The following is a 12,691-nucleotide window of genomic DNA, read 5'->3' as shown; positions in this document are numbered from 1 at the left end:
GCTTGACGATGCGCGCCCGGACGCTGCCCGTCGGGCCGCCGGAGACGGTGATCCACTCCTCGTCCACCGCCGGCTTCTCGATCTCGCCGGACTGCACCTCGTCGACCGCCTTGCGCCCCTCCGCCGGGGCCAGGTCGAACAGATACGGCGGGTTGGCGGTCGCCTCGGTGAAGGCGAGCGCCGCCGGCTCCAGCACCGGGATGACGGGCTTGACCAGTTCGACGTCGTCGGCCATGACAATCTCCTGCTGTTCCCAAAGATGTTTGCTTGTCGTCCCGGACGTTAGAGCCGGTGAGTGGCCGGTTTTTGACCCCGAGTGCACGGTCGCTGTACCTACAGCGCACGGGATGGTGCCTGACACTGGCCCGACAGAAAAGGGTCCGCGAAAACTTGTGCACGATCAGTACGTATGCAGTGCACTCAGGAACCACCTGGCCGCTGTGGCCGGATTTAGCGTTGCCCGCGAACCAACCGCGGTTCGTACACTCGGGTTTCGATTCCAGGAGGGTCAAAAGGTGTCACCCATGCCGGTCGGGGGCTTGGTTCCCCGAGCCACCGATGACGATGCCGCGGAGCTGATCGTCCGCAACGCGAAGATCCACACCGGGAACCCGCGCCTGCCCCAGGTGGAGGCGCTGGCCATCCGTGACGGTGTCATCACCGCGGTCGGCGACGACGAGGACATGGCCCCCCACGTCGGTGCGCACACGAAGGTGGTGGACGCACTCGGCCGCCGGGTGATCCCCGGCCTCAACGACGCGCATCTCCATGTGATCCGCGGGGGGCTCAACTATGTACTGGAACTGCGCTGGGACGGCGTACGCACGCTGCGGCAGGGCCTGGCGATGCTGCGTGAGCAGGCCGGACGCACGCCCAAGGGCCAGTGGGTGCGGGTGGTGGGCGGCTGGTCGGTCGAGCAGTTCGCCGAACGGCGGCTGCCGACCGTCGCGGAGCTGAACGCCGCCGCCCCGGACACCCCCGTGTTCGTGCTGCACCTGTACCAGTCGGCGGTGCTCAACCGGGCGGCGCTCAAGGCCATCGGGTACACCAAGGACACCCCCAACCCCAGGGGCGGCCAGATCGTCCGCGGCCGGGACGGGGAGCCGACGGGCATGCTGCTGGCCGCGCCGAGCGCGCTCATCCTCTACTCGACCCTGGCCAAGGCGCCGATCCTGGAGGGTGAGGACCGGAAGACCTCGACGCGTCATTTCCTGCGGGAGCTGAACAGGTTCGGACTGACGTCGGCGATCGACGCCGCCGGCGGTTTCCAGAACTTCCCCGAAAATTACAGCACCGTTATGGAACTGGCCGAGGAAGGCCGACTGTCGCTGCGTATTGCTTATCACCTCTTCCCGCAGACGGCGGGACAGGAGATCGACGATCTCACCCGCTGGATCGAAATGGCCGACCCGGCGGACGGCGACGAATGGCTGCGGCTCAACGGCGCGGGTGAGAACCTCACTTGGGCGGCCGCCGATTTCGAGAACTTCACCCAGCCGCGCCCGGACCTCGCCTCCGATTACGAGGTGGAGTTCGAGAAGGCGGTTCGTCTGCTCATGGAGAACGGCTGGGGTTTCCGGCTCCACGCGACCTATGACGACACCATCCGACGTGACCTCGCGGTGTTCGAGAAGCTCGCCGCGGAAGGCCTCTTCCCGGCCGACAACCGCTGGCTGTTCGACCACGCGGAGACGGTGTCCACGGACAGCCTCGACCGTGTCGTGGCCCTCGGCGGCGCGATGTCCGTGCAGAATCGTCTTTCCTTCCAGGGCGAGGCCTTCCTGACCCGTTACGGTCCCGGCGCCGCCGCGGTCGCCCCGCCGATCCGGTCCATGCTGGAGCGCGGGCTGACGGTGGCCGCCGGTACCGACGCCACCCGGGTCTCCTCGTACAACCCCTGGATCGCCCTGCACTGGCTGGTCAGCGGCCGCACCATCGGTGATGTGGTGCTGCACCCGGCGTCCAGCCGCGTCGACCGGCACACCGCCCTCGAGATGTTCACCCGCGCGGGCGCCGCGCTGACCGGCGAGGAGGAGGTCAAGGGAGTGCTGCGGCCGGGTTGCTACGGTGACCTCGCGGTGCTGTCCGACGACTACTTCACCGTGCCGGAGCAGGACATCCCGCACATCGAGTCGCTGCTGACGGTCACCGGCGGCCGGATCGTCTACGGCTGCGCCGAGTACGAGGGCCTCGACGAGGAACTGCCTCCCGTCAGCCCCGAGTGGAGCCCGGTGGCGCACTACGGCGGCTACCAGGCGACGCCCCGGACGGGTCGGTCGGGCGCCCGCCAGGCCCAGTTGCTCGGCGAGGCCGCCACCGAGTCGGAGCTGCACCGGCAGTGGCGCGTACAGCGCGGCCTCGCGACCGACGGCGCGAGCACCCCCTTCGACCCCTGCTTCGACCTCTAGAACTCCCGGGAGAGGCCGGGCCCTGAGTCGCCTCTCCCGGGATGCCACCCCCCGCGCCCGTCCGCCGTACGGACGGAACTTCCCGACGCGGACGCCCGTCTGCGCCGTTAACACATGGAAAGGTATCGCCATGGTCAACATCTCCGAGGTCACCGCGGCCCCCAGCCCGGACCTGCTGACCCCCGACAACTGCGCGGTGCTCTTCGTGGACCACCAGCCGCAGATGTTCTTCGGGACCGGCAGCGGTGACCGCACCGCGATCATCAACTCCACCGTGGGCCTGGCCAAGTCCGCCAAGGCGTTCGATGTCCCGGTCGTCCTCAGCACGGTGGCCGCCGAAACCTTCTCCGGCCCGATCATGCCGCAGCTTCCGGCCGTCTTCCCCGACCTCCCGATCTACGACCGCAGCACGATGAACGCCTGGGAGGACGCCGCCTTCGTCGAGGCGGTCAAGGCGACCGGCCGCAAGAAGCTCGTGATCGCGGGCCTGTGGACCGAGGTCTGTATCGTTCTGCCCACCCTCTCCGCCATCGCCCAGGGCTACGAGGTCTACGTGGTCACGGACGCGTGCGGCGGTGTCACCCCGGAGGCGCACGAGCACGCCATCCAGCGCATGATCCAGGCCGGCGCGGTTCCGGTGACCTGGGTGCAGGTGCTCCTGGAGCTCCAGCGTGACTGGGCGCGTACGGAGACGTACGTCCCCGTCTCGGAGGTGGTGAAGGAGCACGGCGGCGCCTACGGCCTCGGCATGGTGTACGCGCAGGCCGTCATGGGCGCGCACGCCGCGGGCTGAACCGACCGTTCGACACAAGGACCGAGTCAGGAACAGGCAGGAACACGATGAACACCGGACTGCTGCTCCTACGGCTGGTGGTGGGTCTTCTCATCGCCGGCCACGGAGTGCAGAAAGTGAGCTTCCGCCTCGGGGGCCGCGGCTTGGCGGGCGGTACGGAGGAGTTCCGTCACGACGGATTCCGCGGCGGCCGGCTGACCGCGATCGCCGCGGGAGGCAGTCAGATCGGTGCCGGCCTGTTCCTGACCGCCGGGCTGCTCACCCCGCTGGCCGCCATGGCCGCGATGGGCGTGATGACAGTGGCGGCCACCGTCAAGTGGCCCAAGGGGCTGTGGGTGCAGAACGACGGATACGAGTACCCGCTGGTCCTCGTCGTCGTCTGCGCGACGCTGTCCCTGACCGGGCCGGGCCAGTGGTCCCTCGACCACGCCCTGGGCATCACACCCTGGCCGGTGTGGATCGCGGTCGCCGTGATCGTCATCGGGCCCGGCAGTGGACTGCTCACCCGCGTGGTGCTGCACCGGCCGTCCTCCCCCCTGGAAGGAACGCCTCATGCGCGGGCTGCTGACTGACGCCTACCACACGCTCAACCCGCCCCGGGGAGACCGCCACGGTCCCCTACCTCCTCTACTGCTGACCCTGACCCTGGTGACCGGACTGATCGACGCCGTGAGTTACCTCGGTCTCGGACATGTCTTCGTCGCCAACATGACGGGCAACGTGATCTTCCTGGGCTTCGCGCTGGCGGGCGCCCCGGGCCTGTCCGCATCGGCCTCCCTCGTCTCGCTGGCGTCGTTCCTCGCGGGCGCGCTCACCGGTGGCCGGCTCGGCACGCGGTTCTCGGACCACCGGGGCAACATGCTGAAGACGGCGGCGGCCGTGCAGACGGTCCTGGTCGCCGTCACCGTGGCCGTCACCGCGCTCAGCGACGGCAAGGTCACCACCGGCGTGGAGTACACCCTGGTCGTGTTCCTCGGGGTCGCCATGGGCATGCAGAACGCGGTGGCCCGGCGCCTCGGCGTCCCGGACCTCACCACGACCGTCCTCACGCTGACCCTGACCGGGCTGGCCGCGGACTCGACTCCCGCGGGCGGTACGGCGCCCCGGCCGGGCCGCCGGATCCTGGCGGTGCTGACCATGTTCATCGGCGCCATCGTCGGCGCCGTGCTCGTGGTGAACGGCCATCTCGTGCTGACGCTGGCGCTCGCCCTGGCACTGCTCGTGATCACCTCCGTGGTCACGCATCGCCTCTCCTCCGGCGACGCCGCCTGGGTTCACAAACAGTCCTGAGGTGAGGCGGCCCGGCGTGGCCGGGCCCCTCTCGGGATACGTCGAAGTCCCCCTCTTCGAGGGGGACTTCGACGTATCCGCATCAGACCCCGACGGCCCACTCGCTACTGCCGACGGATTCCCGCCATTGCCGGGGGGACATGCCGTAGGCGGAGCGGAAGACCCGGCTGAAGTGCGTGGCGCTGACGAAGCCCCAGCGACCGGCCACCGCCGCGATGGTCTGGTTGCCGTGCGCCGGCAGCATCAGGTCGCGTCGGCACTCCTCCAGCCGTCGGTGCTGGATCCACCGGCCGACCGTCGTGCCTTCGGCGTGGAAGAGCTTGTGCAGGTAGCGCACGGAGATGTGATGGGCCTGGGCGATGGCCTCCGGGGACAACTTCGCGTCCGCCAGGTTCCGTTCGATGTACTCCATGATCTTGCGCAGCAGCGGCGACGAAGCGTCCGGCGAGGAACTCACGCGCTCGCGCAACAGCTCGGCGGCGAGGGTGGCCAGCAGGTTCCCCGCGTTCCGGGCGAGCAGTTCGCCGACCGGGGGCTGCGACAGTGCCGCCGTACGGGCGAGGTCGGACAGGAAGGGCGACAGCAGGGTGCCGAGCCGGGAGCTGCGGCGGACGGGTGCCGTCACGATCTGCTGCACCTCGGGCTCCTGGAGACCGAGCAGTTCGCGCGGGACAAGGTACACCTTCATCCGGAATCGCTCCGGGAAGTCCAGCGTCGGCGGGTGGCGGGCGTCGTAGAAGCAGATGTCACCCGGGCCGAGACGCACCTCGGCCGGTTCCGGGACCGAGGCGGCGTCGCGGCCGCCCCCGACGCCCACGAACAGGTATTCGCCGCTCTCGCGGGCGATCAACCGGTGCCGGGGGCCGGCGTCCGGCGCACTCCCCCGCGGCGACGATCGTGTCTCCCCGGGCAGCCGTGCGGGGGGCGCGTCCGTGATCACGATGTCGAGGCCCAGGTGCATCACGCGTACGTCGTTCTGGGGTCCGGGCCGCCGTAGCGCGCCCGGTTCACTGTCACATTCTCCGATGCTGGTGGTGGACATCTTCCGCCGTGCCTCCGAACTGTCGTCACAAGAAGCGGCGACGGTGTCGGGAGCCGGGAAATCCCCCCGTCATGACTCCCTCGGCGGGTAGAACGGACCGTCACCCGCTTCGCCCGGAGCGTAGGTCGACGAATGTTCAAAAAGAGTGACCAACAAGTGACAGCGGCTATCCGGTCCGGGGCTCCTCAAGGCCGACGGCGATACCCGGCACCAGGTCGGACAGCCGCCGGAGCGCGGCTGTCCGGCCGGCCGGGGAGTCGTGTGCGACGGCGAGTTCCCCGGAGAAGACCCGCAGCAGGTCGTGCAGGGCATAGCGGCCGGGACCGGCTTCGGTGAGAAGGTACGCGTCGGCGAGCTCGACGAGAAGCAGGCGGGCCCTGCGGGCCGGCAGGCCGGTGAGGGCGGCGGCGGCCGCGTCCCCGATGTCGGTGCCGGGGTGCAGGGACAGCAGCCGGAACAGCAGGCCGGCGTCGGGCGACAGGAACCGGTAGGAACACAGGAAGGCGGCGCGCACGTCGGAGGCACCTTCGGCAAAGGAGAAGGCGTCCAGGCTGCCCCGGGAGTCACGGAGTTCGGCGGCAATGGCTGCCAGGGGGAAGTCGGGCCGACTGACGGCGCGCGCGGCGACGACGGCCAGGGCCAGGGGCAGACGACCGCACCGGGCGATGATCTCGTGGACGGCTCGGGGCTCGGCCGCTGCGCGCCCGGGGCCGATCCGCCGGGCCAGCATCGCGCGGGCATCCGCGGCAGAGGGCAGGTCCAGACGGAGCGGGCGGGCGCCCGAGGCGACCAGTCCGGGCATCCGGTTGCGGCTGGTGATCAGAGCCAGACAGCCCGGCGAGGCGGGCAGCAGCGGGCATACCTGCTCCAGGCCGGCGGCCTCGTCGAGGAGCACGAGGAACCGGCGGCCCGCCAGCAGGCCCCGGTAGAGACGGGCGAGGGCATCCACGCCGTCCGGCAGGTCTCGTGGGGACACACCGAGCGACACCAGGACCCCGCGCAGGGCATGCGCGGGGCTCACCGGGTCGCAGCCGTGCAGCGCGACATGGAGCCGGCCGTCGGGGAACCGCTCGGCCGCTCGGTGGGCCCAGTGCACGGCGAGGGTGGTCTTGCCCACGCCCGCCATACCGCTGATCAGGACGGCCGAGTGCGCTCCGGCCGGGGCTCCGGCCGCGCCGACGGCAGCAGCCGCGACGTCCAGACGGCCGAGTTCGGCGCGTCTGCCGGTGAAGGCGGCGAGGTCGGACGGCAATTGGGCCGGTACGGCGAAGCCGGGCCACAACGTTGCCGAGGCGGCGCCGAATGCGCGCGGCACTGCCCTGGACACGGTGGCGATGCGGGGCACGCTCCGGGGCGGGACCGGGCTCTGCCGCCCGGACACGGGGCGGGTGGACCCTACCTGCTGACGCAGTACACGGGTGTGGGCCGCGCCCAGTTCGGGGCCGGGCGAGACCCCCAGCTCCTCGCCCAGCCGCCGTCGTACCGTGTCGTACGCCGCCAGCGCCTGTGCCTGTTGTCCGCTCGCCGCCAGAATCAGGATGAGCCGGGCGTGCAACTGCTCGTTCAGCGGGTCGAGTTCCACGGCTCGGCGCAGTACGGGCAGCACCTTCTCGGTCCCGCCGAACACCAGTGCCGCGTCGGCCGCCATCCGCGTGGTCTGCACCAGTTCCCGTTCCACGGCCCGGAACCGGACGTGTTCACGGGCGGACGCCGGAATCCCCATCGCCACCGGGCCGCTCCACAGGCTCAGGGCGGCGGTGAAGTGCCGCAACGCCGCCTCGGGCCGCCCGGTGGCAGCGGCCCGGCTGCCCTGCTTCGTGAGGTCACGGAAACGCAGCAGGTCGACCTCGTCCGTGGCCGCCTCGAGGAGGTATCCGCCGGAGCGGCTCAGCAGGCGACGGCCCGGTTCCCGGGACGGGAGCCCCGGTTCGAGCACGCGGCGCAGCGCACCCACATAGCGGCGCACCACGTTCGTGGCGCTCGCGGGCGGCTCCTTGGCCCACACGACGTCGATGATGGCGCTCATGTGGACGGGGCGGCCGGTTTGCACGAGCAGCAGAGCCAGCACGGCACGCTGCTGCGGGAACCCGAGGTCCAGTTCCTTCCCGTCGCGCACTACCCGCAAGGGGCCCAGTACCTCGAACCGCATCACGTCATGTCACCGCACCCCGTCTCGTGTGCACCCCAGCGACGATGCCGCCGAACCCCCGCTGGGCAGCCTAAGTCAGGCCGGACGGGTATTCTCCCGGGGCAGGACGCTGCGGGAACACGACCCGTGCACGCTCGGACAAGGGCCTTCGGCCGGTGTTCTCTACGGTCGACGCAACCCCCTACCCCCCCACATTGGTATGGACCACTATGAGCGCCGCATCACACCTGTCAGGGACCAGGCCGGAGTCGTCGTGGGCGCCCTTCGCCGCGCGGGTCTTCCGGGCCCTGTGGATCGCCCAGTTGGTCTCCAACACGGGCAGCTGGATGCAGGCGGTGGGGGCGCAGTGGCTGCTGGTCGGGCACGGCGCGGCCCTGGTGACGCTCGTCCAGACCGCCTCCAGTCTTCCCGTCGTACTGCTGGCGCTGCCCTCGGGCGTGATCGCCGACCGCTTCGACCGTCGTGTGGTGCTGGTGGCGGCCCAGTTCGCCATGCTCGCGGTGTCGTGTGTGCTGACCGTGCTGCAGTTCGTGGGCGCGCTGACGCCGACGCTGCTGCTGGTTCTGACGTTCCTGCTGGGATGCGGCACCGCGCTGATGGGTCCGGCCTGGCAGGCGATCCAGCCGGAGTTGGTGGAACGGCCCCAGCTCGCCCAGGCGGCGGCGCTCGGTGCCGTGAACATGAACCTGGCCCGGGCGGTGGGACCCGCGCTCGGCGGGGCGGTGGTCGCGGCCATGGGCGCGGGATGGGTCTTCGGCTTCAACGCCGTCTCCTACCTGGGGATCGCCGCGGTGCTGCTGCTGTGGCGGCGCCCCGCGACGGACTCCCAGACCACCGTGCACGAAAGGATGCTGCCCGCGCTGTACGCCGGCCGCCGCTATGTGTGGAACGCGCCCGGCGTGCGCCGGGTCCTGCTGCGTACGCTCCTGTTCATTCCCGGCGGTGCCGCCCTGTGGGCGCTGCTGCCGGTGAGCGCGAGCAGCTCCCTCGGCCTCGGCCCGAGCGGATACGGGCTGCTGCTGGGGGCGGTCGGGCTGGGTGCCGTGGGCGGCGCCTTCGCGTTGCCGCGGATCCGCAGTGCCCTCGGCGCCAACGGCACTCTGGCGGCGGGCGCGGTGGTCTTCGCCGCCGTCCTGGCGGTACTGGCCGTGGTCCGGTCTCCGTGGCTGGTCACGATCGCGCTGTTACCCGCGGGTGTCGCCTGGATCAGCGTGCTGTCCATCCTCAACGCGGCCGTGCAGACCCGGCTTCCGGGCTGGGTCAGGGCCCGCGGACTGGCCGTCTACCTCCTCGTCTTCCAGGGCGGGCAGGCACTGGCGGCGCCCTTGTGGGGCGGCCTCGCGCAAGGAGTGGGGCTCGGGACCGCCCTGCTGGTGGCCGCTGTGCTGATGCTGGCGGGTGCGGTCACCGTGCGCCGCTGGCCGCTGCACGACGCGGAGGGCATCGACCCCTCGCCGTCCGACCACTGGCCCGTTCCGCCGCTGGTCTTCGAGCCGGGGCCGTCCGACGGGCCGGTGCTGGTCTCCGTCGCCTACCAGGTCGCCCCGGGCAACCGGGCCGAGTTCACGAACCTCATGCACCAAGTCGCCCGCTCGCGTCGCCGTACGGGAGCCCTCACCTGGGGGCTCTACCAGGACGGCAACGATCCCGAGCGGTTCATCGAGAACTACCTGGTCGCCTCCTGGGCAGAACACCTCGCCCAGCACCACAACCGGCTCACCGGCACCGACCGGCACCGCGAGGAACAGTCGCGCCGACTCCTGGCGGCCGGCACCGAGCCGGAGGTGACGCACAGCTTCGACGCCTCTTCGGGACCACCGGTGCCCTGACGCCGGGAAAGCCCACGGCGTCGGGCGCGACCGCCTGTCGGAGGACAGGCGGTCGCGCCCGACGTCTGCCCGTAGCCTCGCCCTCCCGGCGTCAGCCCGCCTTGCCGTCCTGTCGTCCGCCCGGCTTCACAGGGCGCCGAGCCGCCCGTCCTGCGGGTCCTGCTGCCCGCTCAGCCGGGCAGTCATCAGATCGGCGTCGGGGTGACCGAGTGCCGTGAAGAGGGCAAAGGCCTCTTCCCACGAGGTCCGGGCGCCCTCGTGATCGCCGGTCGCCAGGCGGGTGTCGCCGATCCGGCACAGGGTCACCGCCTCCAGGTACGGCACGCCGAGGTCCCGTAGCAGCGTCAGCGCGTTGCGATAGCCGAGGAGGGCCTGCGGATGCCGGCCGAGGCGGTGGTGGGCGTAGGCGATGCTGTCCCAGGTGGCGGCCTGGCCGTAGCGGTCGCCGAGTTCCTGGAGCATGGTCAGCGCCTCGAAGCAGTGGCTCAGCGCCTCCCGGTAATCGCCGCGCAGAGCGTGGTACCAGCCGACGGAGTTGAGGACACTCGCCTGCGCGGCCCGGTGGCCGGCGGCGCGGGCCAGATCGAGCGCGATCTCGTTGTGCCGGAGGGCAGCGGCGAGGTCGCCGTCCTGGTCCGACACCCAGCCGAGGCTGCGGTGCGTGCCCGACCGGCCGAGGTCGTCGCCCAGCTCGGTGAACAGCGCGAGGGCCTGGTGCAGCCGGGGCCGGCACTCCTCGAGCAGGCCGAGCCGGCCCTCCGCGCGGGCCAGTGCGCGCAGACCGCGGGCCTGAAGGACGGGATCCCGCAGCCGCAGCGCGGCGTCGAGCGCGGTGCGCTGGACGGCCGCGGCTTCGTGCCAGTGGCCGCGCCGGTCGAGGAAGGGTTCCAGGGACCAGGCCAGCAGACAGGCCGTCCGCTCGTGACCGGAGGCCGCCGCCGCGTCGACGACGGCCGTCAGCGCCGCTTGTCGGGCGCTGAACCACGCCAGGGCGTGGATGTCGTCGGCGAGCGGTTCGGGGCTCACCCCTGCCGGGAGTGGCTGGAGGGGCAGCAGATCGTCGTAGGGCGCGATCAGCAGGTCGGCGGCGTGGGCGGTGTGCGCGTAGAACGCGAACAGCCGCTCGACGGCGGCCTCCCGCTCGGTCCGGGTCTCGTGTTCCTGGACCAGCTCGGCGGCATAAGCCCGCAGGAGGTCGTGTAAGGCGTAGCGGCCGGGGGTGGGTTCGCCGACGAGCTGCCCGCCCACCAGTTCGCCCAGGAGCGGACGCGTCCGGCGGACCGGAAGGCCCGCCAGCGCCGCGGCGGCCGCTGCCGAGAAGTCCGGGCCGGGGTGCAGGGCGAGGAGCCGGAAGAGCCGGGCGGCCTCGTCCGAGACGGCCTGGGTGGACCAGGAGAACACCGAGCCGACGTCGACGGACGTGTCGTCCGGCCTGATGAACGCGTCGAGGCTGCCGTGCGCCTCGCGCAGTTCGGCGGCGATGGCCTCCAGCGGGAAATGGGGGTGGATGGCGGCACGGGCGGCGACACAGGCCAGCGCGAGCGGCAGGCCCGCGCACCACCGGGCGATCTCGTCCGCCGCCCCGGACTCGGCCGCGATCCGTTCGGCGCCCAGACGGCGGACAAGGAACTCCCGTGCCTGTTCGGCGTCGAACGGGCGCAGGGTCAGGGAGTGGGCACCGTGGGCGGCCACCAGGCCGGAGAGTTCGTTGCGGCTGGTGACGATGGCGAGGGAGCCGGGCGTGCCGGGCAGCAGCGGCCGTACCTGGTCGGTGTTCCGCGCGTTGTCCAGCAGGACGAGGACGCGCCGTCCGGCCAGCACGCTGCGGTAGAGCGCGGCCTGTGCGTCCAGTCCCCGCGGCACACGCTCGGGCGGCACGCCCAGGGCCTCCAGAAAGCCGCGGACGGCGTCACCCGGTTCCACGACCGTGCCGGAGGGGTCGAAGCCCCGCAGGTTGACGTAGAGCTGCCCGTCGGGGAACTGGTCGGCGAGCTGGTGGGCCCAGTGCACGGCCAGTGCGGTCTTGCCGACTCCCGCCATGCCGCCGATGGCACTGATCACCACCGTCCCGGGCGGCTGTATGTCTCCGTCGAGCAGCGCCAGGACGTTCTTGAGCTCCGCTTGCCGCCCGGTGAACGTCGGCAGGTCGTGGGGCAGTTGCGCCGGCCCGGGAACGGGGATCCGCCACGGGCCGGGATCGCCCGGGACCGGCGCGCCACGGCCGTCCCACGTCGCGGCGCTCCCGGTCGCCCCGGCAGGCGTGCCGTCATGACGCGGCGTCGCGGGGCTCTCGGCCACCGGTACGGACGCGTGGCGGTGGTACGACGTCACGGCGGCACTCCCGGCCGCCGCCGCGGACCCGTCGTTCAGCACCGCCCGGTGTGCCTCCCGCAGTTCGGGGCCGGGGTCGATCCCCAGCTCGTCCGCGAGCCGTGCGTCGATGGCCGCATAGACGGTCAGCGCCTCGGGGCGGCGTCCGGCGGCCGCCAGCGTGAGGATCAGTCTGGCCTGCAGGGGCTCGTCCAGCGGGTTGGCGTCGGCCGCCGCCCGCAGGTCGGCAAGGACCGCCTCCGGCACACGGGCGAGCAGTGCCGCGTCCGCGGCCTCCTGGACGGCCGCGAGGTGTTCGCGGACGGGGGCGCCGAACGCCGGGTGGCCGCGGACCCATTCGGGGGTGCCGGAGGCGACCGGGCCCGTCCACAGGGACAGTGCCTCGGTGAGCAGCGTCACCGCCTCCGCGGGCGCCCCCACCATGGCCGCCCGCCGGGCGTTCTCCCGCAGTTCACGGAAGCGCAGAAGGTCCAGGGAGTCACTGTCGGCCACCAACTCGTAGCCGCCCGCGGCACGGATGAGCCAGCGGCCCTGTGCGCGCGGGGGCAGGCCGGGCTCCAGCAGACGGCGAAGCGAACCGACGTAGCGGCGGACCACATTGACCGCACTGGCCGGTGGGTTCGCACCCCACAGCACATCGACGATCTCGTCCACGGCGACCGGATGGCCGGCCCGGATCGCCAGCAGGGCGAGGAACGCCCGCTCCTGTGGCCCTCCGAGATCCAGTACCGTCTCCGCCCGCCAGGCCCGTACGGGCCCGAGGACCGCGATCCGCACCGGCTCCTGCGGCACCGTCATCTCCCTCCGGTCTTGCTTTACCCGGAGTCGACTTTACGTCAACCAACAGAC

At 71.7% G+C, this 12,691-nt stretch carries 8 protein-coding genes and 1 pseudogene; 5 read left to right on the top strand and 4 right to left on the bottom strand.

Annotated elements, in window-relative coordinates; all coding sequences use genetic code 11:
• Nucleotides 1-235: pseudogene (locus ACWD5Q_RS30300) on the bottom strand (esterase); the annotation flags it as partial.
• A gap of 289 nt (nucleotides 236-524) precedes the next feature.
• Here ACWD5Q_RS30300 and ACWD5Q_RS30295 point away from each other — a divergent pair.
• From ACWD5Q_RS30295 to ACWD5Q_RS30280, 4 genes are all read left to right on the top strand, one after another.
• Complete coding sequence (locus ACWD5Q_RS30295) at nucleotides 525-2,408, top strand: amidohydrolase (RefSeq protein WP_451430261.1); 1,884 nt, start codon at nucleotides 525-527, stop codon at nucleotides 2,406-2,408.
• Between the two features lie 130 nt (nucleotides 2,409-2,538).
• Nucleotides 2,539-3,201, top strand: coding sequence for a hydrolase (locus tag ACWD5Q_RS30290; protein WP_451430260.1), 663 nt, complete (start codon nucleotides 2,539-2,541; stop codon nucleotides 3,199-3,201).
• A gap of 47 nt (nucleotides 3,202-3,248) precedes the next feature.
• On the top strand, nucleotides 3,249-3,773 hold the full coding sequence (locus ACWD5Q_RS30285; protein ID WP_451430259.1) for a DoxX family protein: 525 nt from the start codon (nucleotides 3,249-3,251) through the stop codon (nucleotides 3,771-3,773).
• Nucleotides 3,754-4,491 (top strand): YoaK family protein, encoded by a 738-nt coding sequence (locus ACWD5Q_RS30280; RefSeq protein ID WP_451430258.1) that lies wholly within the window; start codon nucleotides 3,754-3,756, stop codon nucleotides 4,489-4,491. The genes ACWD5Q_RS30285 and ACWD5Q_RS30280 overlap by 20 nt, the downstream gene beginning before the upstream one ends.
• A gap of 82 nt (nucleotides 4,492-4,573) precedes the next feature.
• Here the strand turns inward: ACWD5Q_RS30280 and ACWD5Q_RS30275 are convergent, their stop codons facing one another.
• On the bottom strand, nucleotides 4,574-5,533 hold the full coding sequence (locus tag ACWD5Q_RS30275) for a helix-turn-helix domain-containing protein (protein ID WP_451430257.1): 960 nt from the start codon (nucleotides 5,531-5,533) through the stop codon (nucleotides 4,574-4,576).
• Nucleotides 5,534-5,699: 166 nt separating this feature from the next.
• Nucleotides 5,700-7,682, bottom strand: a complete 1,983-nt coding sequence (locus tag ACWD5Q_RS30270; RefSeq protein WP_451430256.1) for a BTAD domain-containing putative transcriptional regulator — start codon at nucleotides 7,680-7,682, stop codon at nucleotides 5,700-5,702.
• 209 nt (nucleotides 7,683-7,891) lie between these two features.
• Between ACWD5Q_RS30270 and ACWD5Q_RS30265 the strand changes: the two genes are divergently transcribed.
• The gene (locus tag ACWD5Q_RS30265) at nucleotides 7,892-9,511 is read left to right on the top strand and encodes an MFS transporter (protein WP_451430255.1); all 1,620 of its coding nucleotides are present in this window, start codon (nucleotides 7,892-7,894) and stop codon (nucleotides 9,509-9,511) included.
• 126 nt (nucleotides 9,512-9,637) lie between these two features.
• Here ACWD5Q_RS30265 and ACWD5Q_RS30260 read toward each other — a convergent pair whose 3' ends face one another.
• Nucleotides 9,638-12,640 (bottom strand): AfsR/SARP family transcriptional regulator, encoded by a 3,003-nt coding sequence (locus ACWD5Q_RS30260; RefSeq protein ID WP_451430254.1) that lies wholly within the window; start codon nucleotides 12,638-12,640, stop codon nucleotides 9,638-9,640.
• Nucleotides 12,641-12,691 lie beyond the last annotated feature (51 nt).

The organism is Streptomyces sp. NPDC002513, from assembly GCF_053595355.1.
The sequence above is the reverse complement of the archived record's forward strand: the minus strand, read 5'-3'. Positions and strand labels throughout refer to the sequence as shown.

Bases quoted from the DNA above. Each gene is read 5' to 3' on its own strand.
- ACWD5Q_RS30280 (WP_451430258.1), top strand. From the start codon at position 3,754: ATGCGCGGGCTGCTGACTGACGCCTACCACACGCTCAACCCGCCCCGG.
- ACWD5Q_RS30265 (WP_451430255.1), top strand. From the start codon at position 7,892: ATGAGCGCCGCATCACACCTGTCAGGGACCAGGCCGGAGTCGTCGTGG.
- ACWD5Q_RS30270 (WP_451430256.1), bottom strand. From the start codon at position 7,682: ATGCGGTTCGAGGTACTGGGCCCCTTGCGGGTAGTGCGCGACGGGAAG.
- ACWD5Q_RS30285 (WP_451430259.1), top strand. From the start codon at position 3,249: ATGAACACCGGACTGCTGCTCCTACGGCTGGTGGTGGGTCTTCTCATC.
- ACWD5Q_RS30275 (WP_451430257.1), bottom strand. From the start codon at position 5,533: ATGTCCACCACCAGCATCGGAGAATGTGACAGTGAACCGGGCGCGCTA.
- ACWD5Q_RS30290 (WP_451430260.1), top strand. From the start codon at position 2,539: ATGGTCAACATCTCCGAGGTCACCGCGGCCCCCAGCCCGGACCTGCTG.
- ACWD5Q_RS30260 (WP_451430254.1), bottom strand. From the start codon at position 12,640: ATGACGGTGCCGCAGGAGCCGGTGCGGATCGCGGTCCTCGGGCCCGTA.
- ACWD5Q_RS30295 (WP_451430261.1), top strand. From the start codon at position 525: ATGCCGGTCGGGGGCTTGGTTCCCCGAGCCACCGATGACGATGCCGCG.